Below are 25049 nucleotides of genomic sequence, written 5' to 3'. Positions count from 1 at the left end.
TCAGGCTTGCGGCAACTGCCGGATGATCGCCGCGAGGTCGACCCATACGTTCTCGCGCGAAATCTGCCCGCTTTCCGCGAACTCAAGCACATGCAACATGCGGAATTCCAGCGGACGCCCTCGCCCTTCGAGTCCAAAGGGCCGCCCCGGCGCCTTGCCGTGCCACAGCGATTCGTCGACAACGAAACCATCGCCATACAGGCGGCGCAGGCACTCGACCCGGCTCTCCGACAAATCCGCGAACAGCGCCTCGTAGAACGGCCGCACTTCTGCGCGCCCGCGCACCGGCCCCGCAGGCCAGCCGACGACGTCATGCTCGACGTCCGGCGTGAGCGTGGCGAGCACGCCTTCGATATCGTCGCGTCTCTCGAAACCGAAGTGCTCTTCGATCTTCCCGTCCATCTGCACAGGCGTCAGCGTCATGATTGGCTCCTAGCGATTGCATTCGCACCGTTTGCCAGTTCATTCTAGTGAGACTTGTGTCTCATTACAAGATCGTAATGTAGCTTTAAGGTCAGGTAGAATTTTGTCCGACATCGACGCTATGATCCAAGCGCGGTCCAGGCAGTCTTCCTTGCAATCGGAATCACCTCATCCGGGTTCATTCACAGCCTTGAAGATCGAGCATCCGACCGACGGCCCGACGCGGCTCCCCTACGCACACGACTACTTCAGCACCGCCAGCGAGTCGCCGCAGCAGCAACTGCTCGCCTGGAGAAATCGCATCGGTCATATTCTGGATGTGCCTGTCGCGAAGAGTCAGCGGGAAAGCGGCTTTCGAGGGACCATCGACAGTTATCGCATCGCGGATCTCGCCTTCATGGACTGCCGCACCGACGCGGTCCTGCAATCTCGCACCGCCGCGCGAATCTCGACTGATAGCGCGCGCCAGTTCGTGTTCCATGTGCTCGTCGATGGCCAGATCGAGACGACGACGGGCATGTATCCCAAGCGCGTTTCCACGCAGATCAAGCCCGGCATTCTCGCGCTGGACATGGGGCAGCCGATGCGCATGGAACGCACCGACTGCCGTTTACTGGCGATCTTCCTGCCGCGCGAATGGCTCGCGCCCGTGCTACCCGAGCCTGAGTCGGTTCACGGTCAGGTCATCGAGTACGACTCGCCGCTCGCGCGCCTGATTCCGGGCTATCTCGCCGCACTGTCCCAAACCGGTCAGTCGACGAATCCCGCCGGTTTCCACGACGCGCTGAAAACCTGCGCCATGTTGATTGCGGCCGCGTTCGGCAAACGGACGCGCCGCGCGGGCGGTGCACGCGCGGCCGCCCGCGCCGCCGTGTTCGGCACCCTACGGCGCTACATCGAAGCCAATCTGCATGAACCCGATCTTTCGCCCGAAAGTGTGCTGCTCGCGTCGCAGCTGTCGCGCCCGACGCTCTACCGGCTGTTCGAGAGCGAAGGCGGCCTTGCAACGTATATTCGTAACCGCCGGCTGAGCCAGGCCGCGGACGAACTGCGCCGCTATCCGAACAAAGCGGTGGTCGAAATCGCGTATGGACTCGGCTTCAACAGCGCTTCCGATTTCAATCGCGCGTTCCGCCGCGCATTCGATATGTCGCCGCTCGATTTCCGGATGTTCACGCTTTAACGTCCCGCCACGAACGCTCAACAGGAGAAGTCATGTCGGCTGTGTCGGCATTCAAACTGGTGCTGCTTTCGCTGATTGCGATCATCGCGCTCGAACTGATCGCGAAGCGCTTGCGGCTGCCCCCTGCGGCCGCGTTGCTGGTCGGCGGCGCAGCCATGGCGTTCGCGCCCGGCCTTCCGCCCGTCGTGCTCGACCCCGACCTCGTGTTGATCGTCTTCCTGCCGCCATTGCTGATGGATGGTGCGTACTTCTTCGTCTGGACCGACTTCAAGCGGCATCTGAAGCCCATTCTGCTGTTCGCGATCGGCGCGGTTGCGTTCACGACGTGGATAGTCGGCGTGGTCGTGCATTTCGTTGTGCCGTCGCTGCCGTGGGCGGCCTGCTTCGCGCTCGGCGCGGTCGTCTCGCCGCCTGACGCCGTCGCGGCGAAAGCGGTGCTCGAACGGCTCGCGCTGCCGCGCCGCCTGATGGTGCTGCTCGAAGGCGAAAGCCTGCTCAACGACGCGGCCGGCCTCGTGCTGTTCCGCTTCGCCGTCGCCGCCGCGCTCACGGGCGCGTTCAGCGCGTCGCATGCCGTGCTGAGCTTCGCGGGGCTCGCGGTGGGCGGCGTGGTGGTCGGATGCGTGGTCGGCTATGGCGTCGTGTGTCTGCTGCGCCTGCTCGACGACGACTATCTGATCGTCACGACTTCAGTGATCTCCGCGTGGATCAGCTACATCGCGGGCGAAATGCTCGGCGTATCGAGCGTCATCTCGACTGTGACGTGCGGCATGCTGCTCGGCTGGCATCAGCACGAAGTCTTCTCCGCCACCGCGCGAACGCGTGGCACCGCGTTCTGGCAAGTCGTCGTGTTCGTGTTCGAGGCGCTCGTGTTCGTGCTGATCGGGCTGTCGCTGCGTGGCGTGATGCAGCGGCTTGGCGGCATCGACAATGCGCTCGCGCTGCTCGGCCCCGCCGCGATGGCGACCGTGGCCACGGTCGTCGTTTCGCGCTGCGTGTGGACCTTCGCGCTTGAATCGATCAACGCGGTACTGCACCGCATTTCGCGCCGCGCCGCGCCGCCCGCCGACTGGCGTTCCGCTGCCGTCGTGAGTTGGGCGGGCATGCGTGGCGTCGTAACGCTGGCGATCGCTCTTTCGCTGCCTGAAACAATGCCGGGCCGCGATTTGATTCTGTTCTCTGCGTTCGTCGTCATTCTGTTTACGGTGCTGCTGCAAGGCACGACGATCGGCATGGTGATCCGGCTCGTCAAACCAGCAAGCGATGCACACGCATCGGCCTATCTGAACGAGATGCAGGCATGGGCGCGGCTGGAGGCGGCACAACTCGAAGCGATCAAGCCGCTCGTCTATGGGCCGGACGGCACCGTGCTGCATCCGCGGCTGCTCGAACAGTACAGCTATCGCGCGCGTCTCACGGAAGAGTTCCAGCACGCGCCGAGCTTTCCGCTGGAGGCGCGCAAAGCGCACTACGACGTCATCCTCGCCGCGATCGCCGCTGGCCGCGTGGAACTGTTACGCCTCCATCGGGGTGGCCTGATTCACGACGACCTGCTGCACGAGATAGAACGCGATCTCGACCTGCAGGAAATCGCGTCCCGCCACGCCCGAGGCTAGCCCACGGGCAGCACTCGCCGACGCGTGGCCGCCTCAAGTAATGATCCGACTTGCCGATATGCAATTGAGGTATTGCCTCGCCCGATTTCCTAGCCGCCGTCAGGGCCCGATATGCGTGTCGCACTCGCCGCAAGCGTTTCTATACAGGTTTCGACCGCAACGTCACGTCATGTAATCAGGCCCTTGTTTCACGGCAATCGTTTGCCGGTCGCCGCTTCGCCCCTTCCGTCGCTCAAACAGCCGTGCTCTTCGATCCGAGGCGCCGCTTGCGCTCGCGCTTCCGTCTGCTGCGAAGCGGACGCGCACGCGCTCATGGCAACGCGACCGGTATTCTCGCGAAGCAGATTGCGACGGCGTTGCGCCCGGCGCGCGACCGCCTGCTGCTAAGTGCCGCCCGATCCACTCCGAAACTGAAAGCGATTCTCACGTGCGACGACTTGCGCTTGCCTCCCTGCTATCTGGCCTGGTGACTCTGATTTTTTTGTCGTTGTACGGTTGTCACCAGAAGGATTCTGCTTCGCCGGGCGCCGCCGCGCCGGCGAAGACGATCATTACCGCGCTGATCTGGGCGCCTGACTGGCCAGAAGAGATGCTTCAGATCGCCGCCGAATTCAGCAAGGAAAATCCGGACATCGGCGTGAACGTGCAGTTCATGGTCGGCAATTCCGTCGAGGCGAACATCAAGCCGCGAATCGCGTCGGGCAATCTGCCGGATCTCGTCAGTGTGAACCCGAATGCGTACTCGGCTGAACTGGCAGACCAGCACATCCTCGCCGACGTCAGTCAGACGGCAGCGTGGAACAACATGATCGATCCGTTGAAGGGCGACTGGACGAGCCGCCAGTCGAAAGCATTCGGCATTTCCGGCGGCGTCGCGACGGTGCTGATGTACTACAACGAGGATATGTTCGCGAAGGCGGGCATCAAAACACTGCCGACCAACTTTCGCGAGTTCCTCGCGGTGTGCGAGCAACTCAAGCGCGCGGGCTTCACGCCGATCATGTGGAACGGCGGGTTTCCCAATATGCTGGGCAATGGGCCGTTCGGCGCCGGCTTCGCGAACAACGTGGTGGCGCGTGACCCTGCGTGGAAGAAGAAAATCGACGACGGCACGCTGAATCTGAATACACCCGCCGTCGCCGATATCTTTGCCAAAATGGCGCTGATGCCGGAACGCGGCTACGTGCAGGACGGATTCATGGCGACGGACTACGACAGCGGCATCCGCCTGTTCAAGGAAGGCAAGGTCGCGATGGCGATTCACGGCAGCTGGGCAGCCGGTCTGCTGCTGCACGGCAATCCCTTTGAAACAGGCGTTTTCATTCCGCCATGGAACGCGCCGGGCAAGCGGGTCGTGCCCATTGTCGGCAGCGAGACGGGCTTTGCCGTGTGCGAAACGCCGAACAAGGTTGCCGCCATGCGCTTTCTCGAGTTCATCGCCGCAAAGGGTTTTGGCATTCTCCAGGCGAAGCGCCAGAACATTTCGCCGTTCAGGCAGAGCACGGGCGCGGTGCTGGGCGACCCGAAGCTCGTCGAATATACCAATGAAGTCAGTCGCTATCCCGTCACCGCAAGCCCGTATTATTCGGTGCTCCCGTCCAACTCCATCGAGCGTTTGCACCGGTTGATGCAGGATGTCCTGTTGAACAGGATCACGCCCAAACAGGCGGCCCAGCTGCTGGATGCGTCCGTCAAGAATGAAGCGAAGATGCATTACAAATGAGCTCGATCATCGGTTCACTGCAACGCGTTCTTGAATACCTGTCGCAGGATCTGCTGCGCCGTGTAGAAATACGTTACCGGCTGATCACTGCGTTTATCTTGCTGTCGCTGTTGCCCGTGCTCATTTCGGGCTACATATCGTATGCGGAGTCGACGGCGGCCATCAAGGAGAAGGCGGAGATATTCTCGAAAGAGGTCGTCAAGCAGGTCTCGCGGAACGTCGTGCTGCGCATGGAGCAGATCGAAACGGAAAGCAGCCTGCTGGTGCTCTCCGATCAGGTTCAGTCCGCGCTGATGAAGGTCGCGAGCGGCAGCGCGAAGGAGCAGAACGAGGCGCGCCTCGACATGACGCGTCTGCTGCTCGATCACTACGGCTCCGTCGATTTCATCAACGAGAAGTATCTGCTCGATGCGCACGACCGGGTGATGGACACGCAAGCGTTCGCGCAACTGACGCGCGGCGTGATGCGCTTCGTCAAGCAGGCGCCCGATCGCAACGGACGCCCCTACTGGGGCAGTTACGACAACGGCGTCGGACAGCTGAACCTCGGGATGGTGCGCGCGGTTATCGGCAAGAGCAACAACCGGCGTCTCGGCAATCTGGTGCTGGTGATTAGCCCCGAGCATTTCTCGACGATCTTCAATGACGTCGCCTTGGGCACGGGAACGGAAATCTACGTACTCGACAGCAGCAACAACAAGCTGATCGTGCGCGCCGACGACATGCCCGCCAGCACCGACGCCACGGCCGAACCCGGCCTGATCGACGGGATCGCGCACAACACCGAGATGCTCGGCCAGCCGAACGGCTTCGTCAGCTTCGAAGGCAAGAATCACGCGGGCTATTTCGCGGCCTACACGCGCATTCCCGGCACGACATGGTTCGTCGTCAGCACGATTCCGGAAAAGAAGCTGACGGCCGAGGCGCAATCCGTACGCAACCAGATCGTGCTGGTCGGCATTTCGGGCTTTCTGCTGTCGATCTTCTTCGCCTACTTCATCTCGCACAGCATTTCGTCGCCGCTGAAAGATCTCGTGCGGAAAATGCACGACACGGGCAGTGATGCGGGCGCCGAAGAGCAGGCGCTTGCCGAAGCTCACGTCGATGCCGACGGACAGGACGAACTGGGCCGCCTCGCGCATCGCTTCGAACGAATGCGCGGAGCGATCAGGCAGAAGATCCAGAAGATCAACGAGATCAATGCGTCGCTGGAGCAGACCGTCGTCGAGCGGACTGCCGAACTGGTCAGCCGGGAACTGGAGTCGCGCACGCTGATCGAGAATTCGCCCGACACGATCACGCGCTACGACCGCGATCTGCGCCGCACGTATGCGAACCCGGCGTTTTGCGCGTCGGCGGGACGCACCCTTGGTGAAGCGCTCGGCAAGCGGCCTTCGGAAATACCTGGCGGATCGAACGCGCTGATCTACGAGCGCAAGATCAGCGAAGCGATAACGACGGGAAAAAGCGGGCAATTCGAGCTGCGCTGGCTCAGCAAGGACGGACAGGAGCAGTGCTCGCATATTCGCCTCACGCCTGAAATCGATCCGTCGGGCCAGGTCAGTTCGGTGCTCGCCGTGGGCCGCGACCTGTCGGACCGGATGGCGTTCGAAGCCGCGATCTGGAAGCAGGCCAACTTCGACACGCTGACGCAACTGCCGAACCGCCAGATGTTCCAGAACCGTCTCGAGCAGGAAGCGAAGATCGCGCAGCGCTCCGGGCATCGGATGGCGTTGATGCTGATCGATCTGGACCGCTTCAAGGAAGTCAACGACTCTCTCGGACACGATACGGGCGACACGCTGTTGATCGAAGCCGCGCGGCGTATCACGTCGTGCGTGCGCGAAGCGGACATCGTCGCCCGTCTTGGCGGCGACGAGTTCACCGTGATCCTGCCGAATCTCGATCACGTTGGCAGCATCGAGCGGATCGCGCGGACGATCATCGACAAGCTGTCTGAGCCGTTCACGCTCGGCCCGGACGAGGCGTTCATTTCGGCGAGCATCGGCGTCACGCTGTACCCGGACGACGCGAGCGAACTCGACGTGCTCTTCAAGAACGCCGATCAGGCGATGTACGCGGCCAAGAACGCGGGTCGCAACTGCCTCAGCTATTTCACGCAGGATTTGCAGATCGCGGCGGAGAAACGCCTGCGTCTGACGAGCGATCTGCGCGCCGCGCTGCCGGGCGATCAGTTCCGGCTCTACTACCAACCAATCGTCGATCTGACGACGGGCGACATCTACAAGGCCGAGGCGCTGATCCGTTGGCTGCACCCTGAGCGCGGCATCATCAGCCCGCTGGACTTCATTCCATTGGCCGAAGACACGGGCCTCATCGTGCCGATCGGCGATTGGGTGTTCAGACAGGCCGTGCAGCAGGCGAAGCACTGGCGCAACCGCTTCCATTCGTCGTTTCAGATCAGCGTTAACGTGTCGCCGGTGCAGATTCGCCAGGACAATCTGGTGTGCACGCAATGGTCCGAGTATCTGCATCGCGAGGGCATGCCGGGACAGAGCGTTGCCGTCGAGATCACCGAAGGGCTGCTGATGCACGCCGACCTGAAGATCGACGAAAGGCTGATGACGTTCCGCAATGCGGGCATCCGCATTTCGATCGACGACTTCGGCACGGGTTATTCGTCGCTGGCGTATCTGAAGCGCTTCGAGATCGACTTTCTGAAGATCGACCGGTCCTTCGTGCAGAACCTCGGCTTCGATGCGGACAATCAGGCGCTCTGCGAGGCGATGGTCGTGCTGGCGCACAAGCTCGGGCTGAAGGTCATTGCTGAAGGCGTGGAAACCATCGAGCAGCGCGATTTCCTGATCGCCGTCGGCTGCGATTTTGCGCAAGGCTTTTTGTACTCGCAGCCGGTTACGCCCGATCAGTTCGAAGCGCTCGTCTGGCCGCGCGTCGAAGTCAGCCCGGCAAACAGTTGATGCGCGGCGCCGCTGGCTCGCGCTCGCCGCTGGCTCGCGCTTTCATTGCTGCGGCGCGGGTGCGTCGCGCGGCTTGACGCGCGCTTGCACGGCATCCGCCACCTGCCCGGCAACCTGTTTGATATCGGCCTGCTGATCGTTGCCCGCCATCACGTATCGTGCGGCCGCCGCATAAGGATTGAGCTTGACGATCGCACCGGGAACGTGCCGGTCCGACTGCCCTTCGACCGTTTGATAAAGCGGCGCGGGCGACTGGTTGGGCAATGGATCGATGGCGACGGCCAGTTCGATCTTGCCCTGTCCCGCGCCGAAACCCACGACGGCGCGCCGCACGCGGTTGCCTTCGTCCACGCTCAAAAATACGCCGCGCACCAGCCAGCCCTGCGCGGGAAGCGGCGCGTCGCCGGGCAGACGGCGCGCATCGATACCGTCGTGCTGCAAATCGGCGACGAGCGTTTCCGACATCTTCGCGACCAGTTCCTGCGCTTTCTTCTGCGGGTCCTGCTCCGACAGATGTAGCGGCGACAGGCTGCCCGCGAGGCGCCGCGCGCGGCTCAGGCGGCTCTGATCGGGTGTGATGTCGGCGGCATCGAGTTCGAAGTCCGACACGTAGACGACGGGCGCCGAGACGCCCGGCGTGCCGCCTTGCTGCGCGAGCGCAACGGACGCGAACGCGGCGAGCCAGAACGCGGTAACCGGGCATGTCCACCATCGATTGTTCATTGCGGTCTCCTGATCGTGGCCGTCGCGCTGAAACTGTTTGCGCCAGAGACGAATATACGCCGCCCACCGCAAATCGACCGGCACGGGCGCTTCGATGACTCAGCGCCCCCCACAGGATTAGGCAAGACTTCCGGAGTTTTCGAACAACAGAAACGGCCGCTTTGAGCCACACTCCGACACGTTCCCACTGCTTCGTCATCGCTGCGCATGCGGCACGCGCGAGCGCATTGGCAACTGTGTAAAACCAGAACCCGAACCTACTCGGAGTCATCGATGTCCACCACTCTGATTCTCAACGGCAAGTCCACGACGCTGGACGCCGATCCCAACATGCCGCTGCTCTGGGCTATCCGCGAAGTCGCGGGTTTGCATGGAACGAAGTTCGGCTGCGGGATGGCGCAATGCGGCGCGTGCACGGTCCATCTCGAAGGCCAGCCGATCCGCTCCTGCATCACGCCGCTCGCGGCTGTCGAAGGCCGCCACATCACGACGATCGAAGGATTGCAGGGCAAGCCGGCCAAGGCCGTGCAGGCCGCGTGGGTGAAGCTGCAGGTGCCGCAGTGCGGCTACTGTCAGTCCGGGCAGATCATGTCCGCCGCCGCGCTGCTCGCGCAAAACGCCAAGCCGTCCGACGCCGACATCGACGCCGCGATGAGCGGAAACATCTGCCGCTGTGCGACCTACACGCGCATTCGCGCGGCGATTCACGACGCCGCCGACGCGATGGGAGCGTGAGCGATGACAACCGATATCGTTGACGTTCAGCGCCCGTCGCGGCGCACCTTCCTGAAAAGCGCGGGGACGGCGGCAGCCCTCGCGCTCACGATCGGCTTCGAATGGGCGGGCACCTCGCGCCGTGCGATCGCCGCACAAGCGCCAGGCGCCACCTTCGCGCCAAACGCGTTCCTGCGCGTCGGCGCCGACGACAGCGTGACCGTGATCGCGAAGCACGTCGAAATGGGCCAGGGCGCGTACACGGGCATCGCGACGATCGTCGCGGAAGAACTCGACGCGGACTGGTCGCGCGTGCGCGTCGAAAGCGCGCCCGCTGATGCGAAGCGCTACGCGAATCTCGCGTTCGGCACGATCCAGGGCACGGGCGGCAGCTCGGCGATGGCCAATTCATGGACGCAACTGCGCGAAGCGGGCGCGACCGCGCGCGTGATGCTGATCACGGCGGCGGCACAGCAGTGGAAGGTGCCCGCATCCGAATTGCGCACGGAGCGCGGCGTCGTCTATCACGACGCGAGCGGCAAGCATGCGACGTACGGTTCGCTGTCATCGGCGGCCGCCGCGTTGCCTGTACCGGAAAACGTGACGCTGAAGGACCCGAAGACCTTCAGGCTGATCGGCAGTCAGGCACCGCGTGTCGATGTGCCGCCGAAAACCGACGGCACCGCGCAGTTCACGATCGACGTGACGCTGCCCGGCATGCTCGTCGCCGTGATGCAGCGCCCGCCGCTGTTCGGCGCGACGGTGCGCTCGTTCGATGCATCGGCGGCGAAAGCGGTCCCTGGCGTCGTGAACGTGGTGCAGGTGCCGCGCGGCGTCGCTGTCGTCGCGAAGAGCTTCTGGGCCGCGAAGCAGGGCCGCGACGCGCTGAAAGTGGAATGGGACGATACACACGCGGAAAAGCGCAGTTCGGCGGACATCATGGCCGAGTACCGCAAGGCCGCCGACAAGCCCGGCCTGCCCGCGCGTACCGAAGGCGATGCATCGAAGGCGATCCAGGGCGCGGCGCGCAAGTTGTCCGCGAGCTATGAGTTTCCGTATCTCGCGCACGCGCCAATGGAGCCGCTCGACGCCGTCATCAAGCTGACGGCCAATAGCTGCGAAATCTGGGCGGGCGATCAGTTCCAGACCGTCGATCAGGCGAACGCCGCGCGCGTCGCCGGCCTGCAGCCGCAGCAGGTCAGCATCCACACGCTGTACGCTGGCGGCAGCTTCGGCCGGCGCGCGAATCCCGGCTCGGACTATATCGTCGAAGCCGTGTCGGTCGCGAAGGCGCTCGGCGCGAACGGCACACCCGTCAAGCTGCAATGGACGCGCGAGGACGACATCCACGGCGGCCTCTATCGCCCGATGTATTTCCACAAGCTCGATGCAGGCCTGACGCGCGACGGCAAGCTGGTCGGCTGGCAGCATCGGATCGTCGGGCAGTCCATCGTCGCCGGCACGCCGTTCGCGGGGCTGATCAAGAACGGCATCGACGGGACCTCGGTGGAAGGCGCCGCGAACATCGCGTACGCGATTCCGAACATCTCGGTCGAACTGTCGACGATGCAGACGGGCGTGCCCGTTCTGTGGTGGCGGGTGGTCGGCAGTTCGCACACGGCGTTCGCGGTCGAAGCGTTCATCGACGAAGCGGCGCACGCGGCTGGAAAAGACCCGTACACCTTCCGGCGCGATCTGCTCGAACATGAGCCGCGCATGCGTGGCGTGCTCGACCTCGCGGCGCAAAAAGCGGGCTGGAGCAATGCGCCTCTGCCGGCCGGCAAGGGACGTGGCATCGCCGTCGCCGAAGCGTTCAAGACGTTCGTCGCACAGGTCGCCGAGGTGTCCGTGGATAAAGACGGCAAGGTCAAGGTCGATCGCGTGGTGTGTGCGGTCGACTGTGGCACGGCCATCAACCCGGACGTGATCGCGGCGCAGATCGAAGGCGGTATCGGCTTCGGGCTGGGCGCAGCGCTGTATGGCGCGATCACGCTGAAGGACGGCCGCGTCGAGCAGAATAATTTCGACGGCTACCGCGTGCTGCGCATCGATGCGATGCCGAAGGTCGAGGTGCACATCGTTGCGTCGACGCAAGCGCCGACGGGCATCGGCGAACCGGGCGTCGCGCCCGTGGGTCCCGCTGTCGCCAACGCGATTTTCGCGGCGACGGGCAAGCGGGTCTATGCGATGCCGTTCTCGACGGAAAGCCTTGCTTGAAGCAGGTGATCGCGAGCCGTCACTAGCTGGCGGCTACGCGATGCACTGACCGTCGCGGCAGGCAGCGGGCAATGCGCCCGCTGCCTCAATTTCAGTTCCCAAAGAACACCGGCTGCGGATTCCCGTCCGTCGTCGTCGACCTGGGCGCGCCCGTCTGCATCGTGCCGCTCGGCGCGACGCCGCCCACGGCCGTATGTTCCATCGGCTGCTCGCTGGCCGCGACCTTCGCTTCTGCGGCCTGGATATCGTCCGGATAAGTCGCGTCCTTGGAAATTGGGCGATAGCCCGCCGCCTCTACGCGTTGCAGGTCTTCACGCACCTGAGCACGCGTGACCTCGCCCTGCTGGGCCTGAGCGAAGGAAAGTGCCGGCGCAGCCAGCGCGCACGAAACGACTACGGCCTGAATCAGTGCTTTCATGATGGTTCACCTGCAAGAGAGTCTTCGACCAGCGCCACATCCTTGCGGGTGTGACCCCAATGCCCTTTGCCCGTTGCGGAATGCAAAGGCGGGTTGCAAAGGGTTAACGCCATTGTGTGCACTCACCGCTGACCTAACCCTGTCTCTCAGATGACAAATCGGTCATTTACGAAATCGCGCTGCATCGCGGCCATTTATCCTCGGCGCTAGATGTCGGATTCGTAATGTTGCAGTCACTAATCAGTAAGTGCCCCGCCGCCACACTGCGACCCTATGCATTGCCCGCGCGTGATCCGCGTCTGGGCGTACCGACAGATCATCGTCCAAGGAAACGTCATGTGGATCGTCAAACTGGCCCTGCGGCGGCCTTACACATTTATCGTGCTGGCCGTGCTGCTCTTCATCATCGGGCCGCTCGCGATCCTGCGCACGCCGACCGATATCTTTCCGAACATCAACATTCCTGTCGTCAGCATCGTCTGGTCGTATAACGGCTTTTCCGCCGAAGACATGGCGCACCGGATCACGTCGAATTACGAGCGCGCGCTCACGACCGACGTCGACGATATCGAACATATCGAATCGCAATCGTTGAATGGTGTGTCGGTGGTGAAGGTGTTCTTTCATCCGGGCGCCGACATCAACCGCGCGATTGCCGAGGCCGCGTCGAACTCCGCGTCGATTCTGCGCGTGCTGCCACCGGGCACGCTGCCACCGAACATCATCTCGTACAACGCATCGACGGTGCCTGTGCTGCAATTGGGCCTGTCGAGCAACACGCTGCCCGAACAGACGCTCTACGATCTGGGCAACAGCTTCATCCGCACGCAACTCGCGACCATTCAAGGCGCGGCCGTGCCGCTGCCATACGGCGGCAAGATCCGCCAGATCATGGTCCAGCTCGATCCGAAAGCGCTGCAGGCCAAGGGCCTCGCGCCCATCGACGTGGTCAACGCCGTCAACGCGCAAAGCCTGATTCTGCCAGGCGGCACCGCGAAGATCGGCGCACGCGAATACAACGTCGAGATGAACGGCAGTACGAGCACGGTCGCCGCGCTCAACGATCTGCCCATCAAGACGGTGAACGGCAGCGTGGTCTATGTGCGCGACGTCGCGCATGTGATCGACGGCTATGCGCCGCAGACGAACATCGTGCGCAGCGACGGCAAGCGCGCGGCGCTCCTGCAAATCGAAAAGACGGGCAGCGCATCGACGCTCACCATCATCCAGCAGGTGAAGGCGATGTTGCCGAAGATCGCCGCCGGCCTGCCAAGCGCGTTGAAGATCACGCCGCTTTCCGATCAGTCGGTGTTCGTGAAGTCCGCGATTTCGGGCGTGGTGCGCGAAGCGCTTATCGCCGCGTGCCTGACGGCCGCGATGATCCTGCTGTTTCTCGGCAGCTGGCGCGCGACGTTGATCATCGCGGTGTCGATTCCGCTTGCCGTGCTCACCTCGCTGATCGCGCTGGCTGCCCTCGGGCAGACCATCAACATCATGACGCTGGGCGGCCTGGCGCTCGCTGTCGGCATACTCGTCGACGACGCGACCGTGGCAATCGAAAACATCACGCATCACCTCGAAAACGGCGAGCCGCTGCACGACGCTATCCTGAACGGCTCGGGCGAAATCGCCGTGCCGACGTTCGTCTCGACGCTGTCGATCTGCATCGTGTTCGTGCCGATGTTTCTTCTTTCGGGCGTCGCGCGCTATCTGTTCGTGCCGCTGGCGGAAGCCGTCGTGTTCGCGATGTGCGCGTCGTACTTCTTCTCGCGCACGCTGATTCCGACGCTCGCGATGTATCTGATGCGCGCGCCTTCGAAGAACGGTCACGCGGCGCGCGGCCCCTTTGCGATTTTCGCGCGCTTTCAGGCGGGTTTCGAGCGGCGCTTCGAAGCGTTGCGCAATGGCTATCACAACGTGTTGCAACGGGCGATCGCCAATCGCCGCCGTTTCATTCCCGTGTATCTTGCGCTGTGCTTCGGGTCGCTCGCGCTGATTCCGTTCGCCGGGCGCGACTTCTTCCCCGCCGTCGATACGGGCGAAATCCGCCTGCATCTGCGCGCGCCAACGGGAACGCGCATCGAGCAAACGGCGCGTATCACCGATGAAGTCGAAGCAAAAATTCGCAGCGTGATTCCGAAGCCGGAACAGGCGGCCGTGCTCGACAACATCGGCGTGCCCGTGAGCGGCATCAACCTGACGTACGACTCGTCGGACCCGGTCGGCCCTGAAGACGCCGACATCATGATCACGCTGAAGCCCGATCACAAGCCGACGGCACAATACGTCGCGCAGTTGCGCAATGTGCTTGCTCAATCGTTTCCGGGCGTGACGTTCGCGTTCCTGCCCGCCGATATCGTCAGCCAGATTCTGAACTTCGGCCTGCCCGCGCCTATCGACCTGCAGATCGTCGGCAACAAGCTCGATCAGAACCGCGTCGTCGCGGACAAGCTGCTCGCGCAGATGCGCGGCGTGCGCGGTCTCGTCGATGCACGCATCCAGCAGCCCGGCGACCAGCCGACCATCGACGTCAACGTCGATCGCACGAAGGCGATGCAGGCGGGCCTCACGCAGAAGGATGTCGCGCAGAACATGCTGATCGCGCTGTCGGGCAGTTCGCAGACCACGCCGAATTTCTGGCTCGATCCGAAGAACGGCGTCAGCTATCCGTTGCTGGCGGAAGTGCCGCAATACGACATTCACTCGCTGCAAACGCTCGCCAACATTCCGTTGACGACGAGCCAGGTCAGTGTCAATCCGCAGAATCAGCTGGGCACGCTCGGCACGATGTCGCGCACCATGCAGCAAGCCGTCGTGTCGCACTACAACGTGCAGCCCGTGCTCGACATCTTCGCGTCGACGCAGGGCCGCGATCTGGGCGGCGTCGCAACCGACGTGACGAAGCTCGTCGATGCCGCGCGCGCACAGTTGCCACCCGGCTCGTCGATTGTGATCCGCGGACAGGTGCAGTCGATGAACGAGTCGTTCGCGGGTCTCGGCGCCGGTCTCGTGTTTGCGATCGCGCTCGTCTATCTGCTGATGGTGGTGAATTTCCAGTCGTGGCTCGATCCGCTCATCATCATCAGCGGCTTGCCGGGATCGCTGGCGGGCATCGCGTGGATGCTGTTCGCCACGCATACGACGCTCAGCGTCCCCGCGCTGACGGGCACGATTCTTTGCATCGGCATTGCAACGGCCAACAGCATTCTTGTCATCAACACCGCGCGCGAGTCGCTCGCGAACGGCATGGCGCCGCTCGCCGCCGCGCTCGATGCAGGCTTCAACCGCTTCCGCCCCGTGCTGATGACGGCCCTCGCAATGCTGATCGGCATGTTGCCGATGGCGCTCGGACTCGGCGACGGCGGCGAGCAGAACGCACCGCTCGGCCGCGCGGTGATCGGCGGTCTCGCTATCGGCACGGTGTCGACGCTGTTGTTCGTGCCTGTCGTGTTCGGCATGGTGCACGCGTGGCTCGCGAAGCGCCGCGCAAAGCGTGCCGCCGATTCCGCCGAAGTGACCACACACGCCCAGTAAGGACTTTTCATGACCACGCCCAATCTGCCGACCGGTGACGAGCCATCGGCCCGCACCGACCTCGCGCTGTCGAACAGCGCGCCTTTGCCCCACAAGCGACGCTTCGTGCTGCCTGTCGCGCTCGCAGTCGTCGCTGCCGCGCTGCTCGCAATCGGCATCGTGCCGCGGCTGCACGCCAGCACGGCGCTCACGCAGCAGGTCGATGCGCAGCGCTATCTGAGCGTCGATGCGCTGACGCCGACGCGCGCGCCCGCATCGCAGGAACTGCTGTTGCCGGGCAACGTGATGCCGTACGCCGATGCATCGATCTACGCGCGCACGAGTGGCTACATCCAGCACTGGTACGCGGATATCGGCGCGAAGGTCCAGGCGGGCCAAACGCTCGCCGATATCCAGACGCCGGAACTCGACGCGCAATTGCGTCAGGCGCGCGCCGACGAAGCGAACGCGAAAGCCAATTACAGCTTCGCGGACAGCACGGCGCAGCGCTGGCAGACGATGCTGCAAACGCAATCAGTCTCGCAACAGGACGCCAACGCGAAGACCAGCGACAGCGCGGCGAAGCTCGCCGCATGGCAGGCGGCGCAAGCGAATGTGGCGCGGCTCTCAGAACTGGTGTCGTACGAGAAAGTGACGGCGCCCTTCAACGGCGTCATCACCGCGCGCAAAGTCGACGTCGGCGCGCTGGTGACGGCGGGCGGCTCGCCGGGCATCGCGGCCAACGGCGGCGAGCTGTTTCATATCGAACAGACCGACCGTTTGCGCGTCTATGTCGATGTGCCGCAAAACGACGCGCAGAGCATCGCGCCGGGCACGAAGGTCTATCTGACGACGCAGCAATATCCGGGGCGCCAGTTCGACGCGAGCGTCGCGCGCAGCGCCGATTCAATCGACCCCGTGAGCCGCACGCTGCGCGTCGAAGTCGATGTCGATAATCGCGACGGCGCGTTGCTGCCTGGCGCGTATGCGCAGGTTCATCTCGCGCTGGTTGCCGCGCATCCCGCGCTCGAAGTGCCCGTCAGCGCACTGCTGTTCCGGCCGGATGGCGTGACCGTCGCCGTGATCGGCAAGGACGACAAGGTGCAGCTCAAGACGGTGACCATCGGTCGCGATTTCGGCACGTATGTCGAAGTTGCCACGGGCTTGATGCGACCGACCGTGTCATCAACAATCCCGGCGACGCAATCAGCAACGGCGAAACGGTGCGCATCGCGCCTGCGACGTCGGCGTCGACGACGTCGGTAAAGCACGGTTAAGCGCGAGGCGAGGCTCATCATGTTGAATATTCGTGCGTCGCTGGTTCGCAAGTTGGTCGTCATCGCCGTCGCAAGCGCGTTGACGGCGTGTTCGACGCTGCCGCACTACTCGCAGCCGCAAACGGCTGTGCCCGATCATTTCGCGAGCGCGCCGCAGGCGTCGGCGGGCTGGACGCTCGCCTCGCCTGCCGACGCGCAGTCGCGCGGCCCGTGGTGGACGCTGTACGGCGACGACGAGCTGAACAAACTCGAAGCGCAGGTCGACGTGTCGAACCAGACTGTGCGCAAAGCCGTCGCGCAACTCGAAGCGGCGCGCGCGATGGTCGACTATCAGCACGCGGGTTATTCGCCCGTCGTCACGGCTGGCGCTTCAGCGCAGCGCTTTCGCACGTCACAGAACATCGAGCACCGGGCGCTCGCGGGCATGACGATTCCCGATTATTCCACCGGCCTCGCGGCGAGTTGGGAACCCGATCTGTTCGGCCGTGTGAAGGACGCAACCGTCAATGCGCGCGACAACGCGCAGGCCAGTGAAGCGGATCTGCAATCGGTGCGACTTGCCGTCGCCGCCGATCTCGCAACCGACTATTTCGATCTGCGCTCGCTCGACCGGCAAAAGAAGCTGCTCGACGATAGCGTCACCGCTTATGCCGAGGCGCTGCGTATCCTGCAACAGCAGTTGAATGACGGCGCAATCGATGCTTCGGCCGTCGCGCAGGCTCAGACGCAGCTTGAAAGCACGCGCACGCAGGACAGCGATATCGACGTGCAGCGCGCGCAGCTTCAGCATGCGATTGCGACGCTGATCGGTCAGCCCGCTTCGTCGTTTTCGCTGCCGCCGAAAGTCGAGACGATCGCGCTGCCGCAGATTCCGGCAGGCGTGCCGTCACAATTGCTTGAACGCCGCCCCGACATCGCCGCCGCCGAACGGCGCGTGGCTGCGGCGAATGCACAAATCGGCGAGGCTCATGCGGCGTTCTATCCGGATCTGACCTTGTCGGCGACGGCGGGACTCGAAAGCACGTTCTTTGCGCCGTGGCTCACCGCGTCGAGTCTATTCTGGTCGCTCGGCTCGCAGATCGCGGGCACGCTGTTCGACGGCGGACGCCGCACGGCCGCGCTGAAGGGCGCGACCGCGCAGTATGACGGTACGGTCGCCGATTACCGGCAAACGGTACTGGTCGCATTTCAGCAGGTCGAAGACAACCTGTCGTCGCTCGATACGCTCGCGAACGAGGCCGACAGCCAGCAACGCGCAACGACAGCGGCGGACCTTTCGCTGAAGCTGACGTCCAATCGCTTTCAGGCAGGCGCGGTCAATTACCTCGATGTCGTCACGGCACAGACCATCGCGCTTTCCAATGAGCGTACGGCCGAGCAGATCGACGCGCGACGTATCGACGCGAGCGTGCAGTTGCTGAAGGCACTCGGCGGCGGATGGGATCGTGCTTCGTTGACGGATGCGCGCGCAACGGATTGACAGCCGCTAGCGCACACGTGGCTTGCGAATACACGCTGTCGCGTGTTGTCTCGACTGCAGCGTGAATGACGGTCGTCGTAATATATGGCCGTTCATAACGCAACGGGGAAATCGTGATGCGCAAGCTGTTGTTGTCGGGAATCGTGTTGACGGGTCTTCTTTTCACGGGCGCCGCTTCCGCCGATGAAGGCAAGGTCGAGGTGTTGTACGCAGGTTCGCTGGTGAATCTGATGGAGCGCAGTGTCGGTCCCGCTTTCGAAAAGGAAACAGGTCTGCATTTTCAGGGCTATGCGGCGGGCTCGAACCTGATTGCCAATCAGATCAAGGGCAAGCTGCGACGCGGCGACGTGTTCATCAGCGCGAGCCCGACGGTCAATTCGGGTTTGACGGGCGCGGCGAATGGCGATCATGTGTCGTGGTACGTGACGTTCGCCGAGTCGCCGCTGATGATCGGCTATAACCCGCAAGGCCGCTTCGCCGCCGACTTCAAGAAGAAGCGCTGGGACGAAGTGCTGCAGGAACCCGGCATTCGCATCGGGCGCACCGATCCGAAGCTCGATCCGAAGGGCGCCTTCACGGTCCAGATGATGACGAAGGCGGCTGAGCTCTATAAACAGCCGGACCTCGTCGAGAAGACTCTCGGCGATCCGGAGAACCCGGCGCAGGTGCTGCCCGAAGAAACGCTGGTTGGGCGGCTGCAATCGGGTCAGCTCGACGCGGGCTTCTTCTATTCGACGGAAACCTCCGATCTGAAGACTCCCGCACTGCGCCCCGCGCCCGAGCTTCAGGCGAAGGCCAGCTACACGCTGACTATCCTCAATGACGCACCGAACCAGGCGGGCGCCGCACGCTTTGTCGACTTTCTGTTGAGCGCGTCCGGTCGTGCGTTGCTGAAGCAGCATGGGGTCGATATCGTCAAGCCGGTCGTGACGGGTAACGCACAGGCTGTGCCCTCGTCCGTGCAAGCCGTGCTCGACGCCGCGCAATGACACGCAAGACCGCGCGGCCGCTGCTGTGGCTCGCCTGCCTGCTCGCCGTCTATCTGTGCGCGCCGTTTATCGCGAGCATTCCACAGGTCGGCCACGCGGACTGGACGGGCGTCGACTGGCGCGGCACGTGGTCGGCTGTCGCCGTCTCGGCGGGCAGCGCGAGTGTCGCGGCGCTCGTGATCCTGATAGGCGGCGTGCCGCTCGGCTACTGGCTGTCGCGCTCGACGTCGCGCGGTATGGCGCTGCTCGGTTTTATCGTGCAGTTGCCGCTGGCGCTGCCGCCGCTGACGAGCGGCATCTTGCTGCTGTTTCTGCTCGGGCCGTATAGCTGGCTCGGTCGACTGACGAACGGCGCGCTCACCGATTCGTTCGCGGGCATCGTGCTCGCCGAAACGTTCGTGGCTGCGCCGTTCCTGATCGTCGCGGCGCGCTCGGCGTTTGTGGCGATCGATCCCGTCTACGAAGACGTCGCGGCCACGCTCGGACATCGCGCGGCAAGCCGCTTTTTCCGCGTGATGCTGCCCCTCGCCTGGCCGTCGATCCGTGCCGGTCTGGTGCTCGCGTGGCTGCGCGCGTTCGGCGAGTTCGGCGCGACGGTGATGGTTGCCTATCATCCGTATTCGCTGCCTGTGTACACGTACGTCGTGTTCGGCGGTCAGGGCTTGCCCGCGATGATGCCGCTGCTGCTGCCGACGCTCGTTATCGCCGTTTTGTGTGCGGCGCTTTCGGTGGCGTGGCGTGATGGTCGTTCGAGCCTGTTCGATATTACCGAGAACGGCGATGCGTCGGAGCAGCAGGCGCAGGATGAAGCGCGCCCTGCCCTGCCGAATCCGCGTCTTGCGTTCGCGCTCAAACGTCATCTCGGCGCGTTCGATCTCGACATCGAATGGACGCCTTCGACACGGCGGCTCGCGATCATCGGCCCGTCGGGGTCGGGTAAATCACTCGCGCTGAAGCTGATCGCTGGGCTTGAACGCAATGAAGCGGGATTCGTGCGCTTCGGCGAAACGCAACTGGATGCGCTGCCGCCCGAGCAACGCCATATCGGATATGTGCCGCAGGACTACGGGCTGTTTCCGCACATGACGCTGAAGCGGCAGTTGTCGTTTCCCGTCGATGCGGATGCCGCGAGCGCATGTTATTGGGCCGAGCATCTTGGACTGTCGGCGCTGATGGATCGCTTGCCGCGTCATCTGTCGTTCGGTCAGCGGCAGCGTGTCGCGCTGGCGCGCGCGCTTTCGCGGCACAGTCAGCTCTTGTTGTTCGATGAGCCGTTTTCCGCGCTCGATACGCCGCGCCGTCGGCGGCTGCAACAGGCGCTGCGCGCGTTGCAGCGCGAAATTTCGGCCGTCACCGTGCTCGTGACGCACGATCCCGACGAAGCCGCGCTGCTGGCGGACGAAGTGCTCGTATTAGAGCGTGGGCGCGTGCTGCAGGCAGGCGCCGTCGATCACGTATTCCGTCAGCCCGCGTCATTGCAGGTCGCGGCGTTGCTTGGATTGCATAACGTCGGTGAAGGCGCGATACGGGCGCCGGGCTCGATCGAAACCGCGTCTGGGCTCGCGATCGACACGGCGGACCGCGCCAATCCTGTCGGCCAGCGGGTGATGTGGCGAGTGGCGCCGTCTTCGATTTCGATCGCAGCGGATGGCCCGCACGTCGGGACCGTCGATTCCGTCGAGCTAAGGCACGGCGATCTGTTCGCGGTCGCGGATATCGACGGCATGCGCTTCGATATCGCTTGCGATGGCGAAACGGCGCACGTTCTGCAGCGCGGACCCGCGCGCTTTGCAATCGATCCGCGCGGCGTCAGCCTGTGGACGAGCGGCACGCGGGTCACGCCTGCGGAAAGCGTCTTGTCGATTGCTTCGCAGGCCTAGCCGTCGCGTCAGGTCAACACGACGATCTTTCCGTTCGTTTCGCTTGCCGATTCTTCATTGCTGCGCGCCTGTAAAGGCAACCGGTGCGTAACCGAAGATATCGCTTTCGAACACCGCTTCCGGCAACGCCGCGCAGTTCAGCGCGACGAGCGCGCCGCTTCGGCGGCTTGCCGTGCGTAGCATTCGCGCCAGCACTTCTTTTCCCGTGCCTGTCTCGCCGACGATCAACATGTCGGCGCCCGTCAGTCCGATTGCATCGATCAGACTGTGGATACGCTGCATCGGCGCAGACCTGCCGAGCAAGCTCCGTTCGTTGACTGACGGGCGACGATGCCTGTGCGGATTGCCGGAATCCGGCCGTTTCGATGTGCGGCGAATCGCGCAGATGGTCGCCGTCGCTGATACGGATGCGAGCGCGGTCGAAACGCCCGTATGGATGCACGCGTAATCCTCAATTCATTGAGGGTCAGGTATGGCGTTTGCTGATTTCCCGCCGAATTCCCTCTTCCCGAATTGAACCCGTTATGTGTGGCCGCAACGGACCGCGTCCGCGATCCATAACCCAAGACGTTCGTCGACATGACAAAGCTACCGGTCTACGCCAGCCTCGCCTATCTCATCTGCAGCGCGCCAGCCGCCCTGGCGCAAACGCCGTCGCCCCTTGGCGAATGGCAATACTCCGCAGGCATCCCGCTCGAAAAGCTGTTCCAGCCGAACAACCGGCCGGATTGGGAGGTGCGGATCGGCATCGGTTCGACATTCGAGCCGCGCTATGACGGCTCCAACCGCTATCACACGCTTGTTGGGCCAAGCACCGATATCCGCTACAAGGACCTCGCTTTTCTTTCGACAGGCGAAGGGCTGGGCGTCAATGTGCTGCAAGGCCCGAACTGGCGCGTGAGCATCGCAGCCGTCTACGATCTCGGTCGGCGCGCGCACGACGATCCTTCAAGACTCGATGGCCTTGGCAATATCAATCCGGCGCCCGAGGTCAAGCTGGCCGGGGAGTATGTGATCTCGAAGGAGTTTCCGCTGGTGTTTCGCGGCGCGGTGACGCGTAGTTTCGGCGGGTCCAACGGATGGGTCGCGGACCTCGGGGCGTATATGCCGTTGCCGGGCAGTTCGGAGAGTTTCTTCTGGTTCGCGGGGCCGTCGGTGACGTTTGCCGACTCGAAGTATATGAATAGCTGGTTCGGCGTGAATGCGACGCAGGCGGCGAATTCACGATACTCGCAATACGACGCCAGCGCGGGGCTGAAATCGGCAGGGTTCGGCGTCACGATGATCTGGTTCGTCAACAAGCATTGGTTCGTGACGGCGGACGGTGCGCTCAAACGGATGCTGGGCAGCGCAGCCAACAGCCCGATCACGCAGACAAAGATAAACGGTGTCTGCGATGTGTCGATCAATTATCAGTTTTAGGGCGGGTCTAATTCGGGGTTCGGGCTTCGAGGGTTTGTCGTAGCGCGGACGGGTGATGGGTTTCGGGGCTTGCTGGGATGGTTTTTCTCCCTTCGATTTACCTGGTGATCCTTATGGTTCTTTTTGAGGCAGCAAACGAGCCTCGCTGAACGGGTGGTTCGCGACACGCTTTTTAGCCGTTTTTGCGAGGTTTCCTGACTGAGCGAATGATTGGATACGCGCGCTTGTTGGTCGAAAACTGGCGAGCGGCTGGAGATGTTGGCTGTCGGTTTGTATCGTGTGCGAGGCGATTTGTGTGTTGAGCGTGGCACGATACCCGATTATTTACCGTAAATAGTCGATGGATCAGCGTAATGTCCCCGGTTGGGGTGAACCTGGTAACGATGCGCTGTTGTCCGCAGGGAATCTGGGCTAATGTCCCCAGTTAGGGTGGCGGTTGTGCGCCGTTCTTGGGAAACGACGTGTCCGGGGAACCGCTGACGGCTGCTAAGGGCCAATCTACGCCCTTTTCGAGGCGCCTTCGCGGCAAAACCGGTTCAATGTCCCCATTCGGGGTGTCGTCGACGGCCGCAGAGAACAGCGCGTCCAATTGTCCCCAACTGGGGCGAAACTCTAAGCGCTCAACGAAGTGGCTGGCACTTATTTACGATAAATACTCCGGCTGCAAGTTTACGATTTCGCGATTCAAGGAAATTGCGTTTTGCACTCAGAGAGTTAGCTCTGGTTGCTGTTAACGCTTCGAGCTTTTTTCGACTTCCACGAGCGCTGAATGTTTGCTTGGTAATCGAACCTCTCCGTAGAAAACAGCAGCAAAAGCTCGGCGATTGTCCCCGTATGGGGTGTATTGAGGTTTGTATACCGTTTGGTAAACAACGTTTACTTCGTTTACACACCTAGAACCCTTATCCAGTAAGGCTTTCCAGACGTAAACGTCCCCGGTTGGGGCGTTAACTGTCCCTGTTCGGGGTGTCATTTCCGACTATACGTCCCCGTCTGGGGCGCTTCGCGACCCCAAATGCGGCGGAAGCGTCCCCGTTTGTGGTGAATCGATCGAAAGAGGTGTGGATAGGTCTCGTCGTGCAACGCAAATTGGGACGTTTCAACTTTCTCGTCGAAACAGATGTCCCGCATGGTGATTGCGCGGTGGGGTCATTTAGAGCACAATTCCGGGCATGCCCAGATCTTCACCGACTGAGGTTCGTACTGAAAGCGTCAAAAAGCACGTGGCGGCCATCCACACGAGCGGCGAACTTTCGCTGCTGGAGCGGAAGCTGTCCAACGTGCTGCTACTGCATTCATACGACAACCTTCTGAACACGAGAACCCACCGTCTACCGGTGCGGACGCTCATGCTCGTGCTTGGCTGGACCGAAAGCGAAAATACCGAAAAGCTACGAGAAGCGCTCAGGCAGCTTGCCACGACGGCCGTCGAGTTCAACGTCATGGATGACGGCCGGGAACGGTGGAGCGTCATGCCGATTCTGTCGTTCGCGGAAATTCGTGCGGGCGTCTGCTCGTATCGCTACGACGAGGCGCTTGCCGAAAAGCTTTACGATCCGTCGATTTACGCGACCGTCAATCTCGGCGTACAGCGCAAATTTTCGAAGTCGCATGCGTTGACGCTTTACGAAAATTGCCTGCGTTTTCAGAAGGTTGGCTCGACCGGCTGGATTGAACTGCCCGTTCTTCGGAAACTGCTGGGTGCGACCCAGGAGTATTACGACGATTTTCGCCGACTGAACAGCAAGGTGATTCAGAAGGCCGTGAAGGAGATCAACGACGTCTCAGACATCAATGTCGACGTCGAGTATCAGCGCCTCGGCAGGTCAGTGACGGGTGTGAAGTTTCTTATCCGGCAAGGCGCGCAGCAGTCGCTTCTTACGCCTGAGACCGAAGACGAGTTCGCGCACGTCCGTGACAGCGAAATCTATCGGAAGCTTCGGGCTCACGGGATTGGGGACAAGCTTGCGCTCAGTTTCGTCATCGAGGACGAGGAGCGGGCCCGTCTGGTTGTGCAGTTGGCGGAAGAGAAAGACCGCAAAGGTCAGATCAAGCGTTCTACTGCCGGCTTTATTCGCACGCTGATCGAGAACAAGGCAGATGTTTCTGAGCCGGAATATGAGAAAGAGAAGCGCGAAAAGGCTCAGAAACAGGCGGCGGCAGCGCGCTCGCGCACGATCGACGCCCGCATGCAGGAATTGCGGATCGATTTCGATCGCCTTCAGTGCGCCGCAGCCGTCAAGGCCCTGACGCAGGATGAGAAGCGCGCGTTTGCTCGTCAGTTTGTTGAAGGCGACGGCGCGAAGTACGCGCGTGAGTTCCGCCCGGATAGCCCGGGGCTGTTTTCCGGCTCCGTGGGGCGTGTGAATTTCGCATCGTGGCTGAGAATCCGCGTGCGTCCGGAATTCGACGCGACAAAGTTCGACGGTTGGCTTTCTGAGAATCACCAGGAAGTTTCGTTACAACGGAATTCATAAAAATAACGGATTTCCGTTGAATAAATGGCTTTCTGTCGAGCCATCTGATATAAGC

General features: G+C 62.6%; 16 protein-coding genes and 1 pseudogene. 13 read left to right on the top strand and 4 right to left on the bottom strand.

Features of this window, described 5'->3' with window-relative positions; genetic code table 11:
* Window positions 1-423 carry a nuclear transport factor 2 family protein gene (locus H1204_RS36960; RefSeq protein WP_180733649.1) on the bottom strand — a complete coding sequence of 141 codons (423 nt, stop codon included), beginning with the start codon at window positions 421-423 and terminating at the stop codon, window positions 1-3.
* Between the two features lie 151 nt (window positions 424-574).
* Between H1204_RS36960 and H1204_RS36955 the strand changes: the two genes are divergently transcribed.
* The 4 genes from H1204_RS36955 to H1204_RS36940 all read left to right on the top strand — a co-directional run bounded on the left by H1204_RS36955 (window position 575) and on the right by H1204_RS36940 (window position 7884).
* Window positions 575-1606, top strand: coding sequence for a helix-turn-helix domain-containing protein (locus H1204_RS36955; RefSeq protein WP_346015765.1), 1032 nt, complete (start codon window positions 575-577; stop codon window positions 1604-1606).
* Between the two features lie 32 nt (window positions 1607-1638).
* On the top strand, window positions 1639-3222 hold the full coding sequence (locus H1204_RS36950) for a Na+/H+ antiporter (protein WP_180733648.1): 1584 nt from the start codon (window positions 1639-1641) through the stop codon (window positions 3220-3222).
* Between the two features lie 466 nt (window positions 3223-3688).
* Window positions 3689-4945, top strand: coding sequence for an extracellular solute-binding protein (locus H1204_RS36945; RefSeq protein ID WP_243468834.1), 1257 nt, complete (start codon window positions 3689-3691; stop codon window positions 4943-4945).
* Window positions 4942-7884, top strand: coding sequence for an EAL domain-containing protein (locus H1204_RS36940; protein WP_180733647.1), 2943 nt, complete (start codon window positions 4942-4944; stop codon window positions 7882-7884). Before H1204_RS36945 ends, H1204_RS36940 begins: the two co-directional genes overlap by 4 nt.
* A 42-nt stretch (window positions 7885-7926) precedes the next feature.
* Here the strand turns inward: H1204_RS36940 and H1204_RS36935 are convergent, their stop codons facing one another.
* Complete coding sequence (locus tag H1204_RS36935) at window positions 7927-8607, bottom strand: DUF4410 domain-containing protein (protein WP_180733646.1); 681 nt, start codon at window positions 8605-8607, stop codon at window positions 7927-7929.
* A gap of 273 nt (window positions 8608-8880) precedes the next feature.
* On the opposite strand from H1204_RS36935, the gene H1204_RS36930 reads away from it, so the two are divergent.
* The gene (locus tag H1204_RS36930) at window positions 8881-9342 is read left to right on the top strand and encodes a (2Fe-2S)-binding protein (protein WP_035992296.1); all 462 of its coding nucleotides are present in this window, start codon (window positions 8881-8883) and stop codon (window positions 9340-9342) included.
* Between the two features lie 3 nt (window positions 9343-9345).
* On the top strand, window positions 9346-11538 hold the full coding sequence (locus H1204_RS36925; protein WP_180733645.1) for a xanthine dehydrogenase family protein molybdopterin-binding subunit: 2193 nt from the start codon (window positions 9346-9348) through the stop codon (window positions 11536-11538).
* 91 nt (window positions 11539-11629) lie between these two features.
* On the opposite strand, the gene H1204_RS36920 is transcribed toward H1204_RS36925, so the two are convergent.
* On the bottom strand, window positions 11630-11956 hold the full coding sequence (locus H1204_RS36920) for a DUF4148 domain-containing protein (protein ID WP_180733644.1): 327 nt from the start codon (window positions 11954-11956) through the stop codon (window positions 11630-11632).
* A 336-nt stretch (window positions 11957-12292) separates the two neighbouring features.
* On the opposite strand from H1204_RS36920, the gene H1204_RS36915 reads away from it, so the two are divergent.
* The 5 genes and pseudogenes from H1204_RS36915 (at window position 12293) to H1204_RS36895 (ending at window position 21095) form a co-directional block, all read left to right on the top strand.
* Complete coding sequence (locus H1204_RS36915) at window positions 12293-15490, top strand: efflux RND transporter permease subunit (RefSeq protein WP_180733643.1); 3198 nt, start codon at window positions 12293-12295, stop codon at window positions 15488-15490.
* Between the two features lie 9 nt (window positions 15491-15499).
* Window positions 15500-16746 (top strand): annotated as a pseudogene (locus H1204_RS36910) (efflux RND transporter periplasmic adaptor subunit).
* Window positions 16747-16765: 19 nt separating this feature from the next.
* Window positions 16766-18226 (top strand): efflux transporter outer membrane subunit, encoded by a 1461-nt coding sequence (locus H1204_RS36905; RefSeq protein ID WP_180733642.1) that lies wholly within the window; start codon window positions 16766-16768, stop codon window positions 18224-18226.
* Window positions 18227-18342: 116 nt separating this feature from the next.
* A complete protein-coding gene (locus H1204_RS36900; protein WP_180733641.1) occupies window positions 18343-19215 on the top strand; it encodes an extracellular solute-binding protein in 873 nt (290 codons plus the stop codon).
* Window positions 19212-21095, top strand: a complete 1884-nt coding sequence (locus H1204_RS36895) for an ATP-binding cassette domain-containing protein (RefSeq protein WP_180733640.1) — start codon at window positions 19212-19214, stop codon at window positions 21093-21095. Before H1204_RS36900 ends, H1204_RS36895 begins: the two co-directional genes overlap by 4 nt.
* Before the next feature lie 54 nt (window positions 21096-21149).
* Here the strand turns inward: H1204_RS36895 and H1204_RS36890 are convergent, their stop codons facing one another.
* The gene (locus tag H1204_RS36890) at window positions 21150-21377 is read right to left on the bottom strand and encodes a sigma 54-interacting transcriptional regulator (protein WP_180733639.1); all 228 of its coding nucleotides are present in this window, start codon (window positions 21375-21377) and stop codon (window positions 21150-21152) included.
* 297 nt (window positions 21378-21674) lie between these two features.
* Between H1204_RS36890 and H1204_RS36885 the strand changes: the two genes are divergently transcribed.
* Both H1204_RS36885 and H1204_RS36880 read left to right on the top strand, forming a co-directional pair.
* The gene (locus H1204_RS36885) at window positions 21675-22517 is read left to right on the top strand and encodes a MipA/OmpV family protein (protein WP_180733638.1); all 843 of its coding nucleotides are present in this window, start codon (window positions 21675-21677) and stop codon (window positions 22515-22517) included.
* A gap of 1172 nt (window positions 22518-23689) precedes the next feature.
* On the top strand, window positions 23690-24994 hold the full coding sequence (locus tag H1204_RS36880; protein ID WP_180733637.1) for a replication initiation protein: 1305 nt from the start codon (window positions 23690-23692) through the stop codon (window positions 24992-24994).
* The last annotated feature ends 55 nt before the right edge of the window (window positions 24995-25049 follow it).

This window comes from Paraburkholderia sp. PGU19 (assembly GCF_013426915.1).
Lineage (GTDB): Bacteria > Pseudomonadota > Gammaproteobacteria > Burkholderiales > Burkholderiaceae > Paraburkholderia.
This window is presented reverse-complemented; position numbering and strand designations above follow the sequence as displayed.

Excerpts from the sequence above, each read along its gene's own strand:
- H1204_RS36930 (WP_035992296.1), top strand. The coding sequence starts at position 8,881 with ATGTCCACCACTCTGATTCTCAACGGCAAGTCCACGACGCTGGACGCC.
- H1204_RS36925 (WP_180733645.1), top strand. The coding sequence starts at position 9,346 with ATGACAACCGATATCGTTGACGTTCAGCGCCCGTCGCGGCGCACCTTC.
- H1204_RS36900 (WP_180733641.1), top strand. The coding sequence starts at position 18,343 with ATGCGCAAGCTGTTGTTGTCGGGAATCGTGTTGACGGGTCTTCTTTTC.
- H1204_RS36895 (WP_180733640.1), top strand. The coding sequence starts at position 19,212 with ATGACACGCAAGACCGCGCGGCCGCTGCTGTGGCTCGCCTGCCTGCTC.
- H1204_RS36920 (WP_180733644.1), bottom strand. The coding sequence starts at position 11,956 with ATGAAAGCACTGATTCAGGCCGTAGTCGTTTCGTGCGCGCTGGCTGCG.
- H1204_RS36935 (WP_180733646.1), bottom strand. The coding sequence starts at position 8,607 with ATGAACAATCGATGGTGGACATGCCCGGTTACCGCGTTCTGGCTCGCC.
- H1204_RS36880 (WP_180733637.1), top strand. The coding sequence starts at position 23,690 with ATGCCCAGATCTTCACCGACTGAGGTTCGTACTGAAAGCGTCAAAAAG.
- H1204_RS36950 (WP_180733648.1), top strand. The coding sequence starts at position 1,639 with ATGTCGGCTGTGTCGGCATTCAAACTGGTGCTGCTTTCGCTGATTGCG.
- H1204_RS36885 (WP_180733638.1), top strand. The coding sequence starts at position 21,675 with ATGACAAAGCTACCGGTCTACGCCAGCCTCGCCTATCTCATCTGCAGC.
- H1204_RS36940 (WP_180733647.1), top strand. The coding sequence starts at position 4,942 with ATGAGCTCGATCATCGGTTCACTGCAACGCGTTCTTGAATACCTGTCG.
- H1204_RS36905 (WP_180733642.1), top strand. The coding sequence starts at position 16,766 with ATGTTGAATATTCGTGCGTCGCTGGTTCGCAAGTTGGTCGTCATCGCC.
- H1204_RS36915 (WP_180733643.1), top strand. The coding sequence starts at position 12,293 with ATGTGGATCGTCAAACTGGCCCTGCGGCGGCCTTACACATTTATCGTG.
- H1204_RS36960 (WP_180733649.1), bottom strand. The coding sequence starts at position 423 with ATGACGCTGACGCCTGTGCAGATGGACGGGAAGATCGAAGAGCACTTC.
- H1204_RS36890 (WP_180733639.1), bottom strand. The coding sequence starts at position 21,377 with ATGCAGCGTATCCACAGTCTGATCGATGCAATCGGACTGACGGGCGCC.